A 269-nucleotide genomic window follows, 5' to 3' on the forward strand; every position below is an offset into this window, starting at 1 on the left:
GACAAGGAACGCTATGAAAATGATATTAATACGTCACGGTCAGGCAGAAGACGAAACGCGTCCAGACAGCGCTCGTCAGCTGACTGACTTTGGACAGCAGCAAGCCGCGCAAACTGCAAAATATATCACGACCAATTATAAGCCTGATCGTTTTATCGTAAGTCCTTATGATAGGGCGCAGCAAACCCTAGCAGAGCTGCAAGCGCGGGCGCCTACAGTACCAGCGACGGTACAAGATAATATAACGCCTTCTGACGATGCCCATAGTG

The 269-nt window shown here is 49.4% G+C and carries 1 protein-coding gene; it reads left to right on the plus strand.

The annotated features are described in order from the left end of the window. Positions 1-13: 13 nt before the first annotated feature. A partial coding sequence (locus tag AAEZ05_RS28775) for a SixA phosphatase family protein (protein ID WP_350650005.1) occupies positions 14-269 on the plus strand: 256 nt, incomplete at its 3' end.

Origin of the sequence: Pseudomonas sp. HY13-MNA-CIBAN-0226 (genome assembly GCF_040310305.1) — a bacterium.
Taxonomy (GTDB): Bacteria; Pseudomonadota; Gammaproteobacteria; order Pseudomonadales; family Pseudomonadaceae; genus Aquipseudomonas; species Aquipseudomonas gregormendelii.